The 423-nt window shown below is 60.0% G+C and carries 1 protein-coding gene; it reads left to right on the forward strand.

All coding sequences use genetic code 11. The features are described from left to right. A partial coding sequence (locus J4G38_RS28430; protein ID WP_226164211.1) for a major capsid protein occupies positions 1–423 on the forward strand: 423 nt, incomplete at both ends.

The following is a 423-nucleotide window of genomic DNA, read 5'->3' on the forward strand; positions in this document are numbered from 1 at the left end:
CGCTGCCGCTGAGAATCAGACTCTGAAGTGGAACCTGCCTACCTCCAACCCCATCGCTGATATCACCGGCGCGAGCGTTCAGATGGCCTCCGAGACCGGCTACAAGCCCAACACTCTGGTTCTGTCTCCCTTCGCGTTCAACGCTCTGAAGAACCACGAGGATATCCTGGACCGCATCAAGTACACCCAGAAGGGCATCGTGACCGCTGACCTGCTGGCCACCCTGTTCGAGGTCGACAACGTGTACGTCGCCTGGGGCGTCGTCAACACTGCTGCCAAGGGTGCTGCTGAAAAGATCGACTTCATCATGGGCAAGCACGCTCTGCTGTGCTACGTCAACCCCCGTCCCGCGCTGCGCAAGCCTTCTGCCGGCTACATCTTTGCATGGACTGGTCTGGAGGGCTCCGGCGCTTACGGTAACCG

It is taken from the genome of Hymenobacter terricola (assembly GCF_017921975.2).
Classification (GTDB): Bacteria; Bacteroidota; Bacteroidia; order Cytophagales; family Hymenobacteraceae; genus Hymenobacter; species Hymenobacter terricola.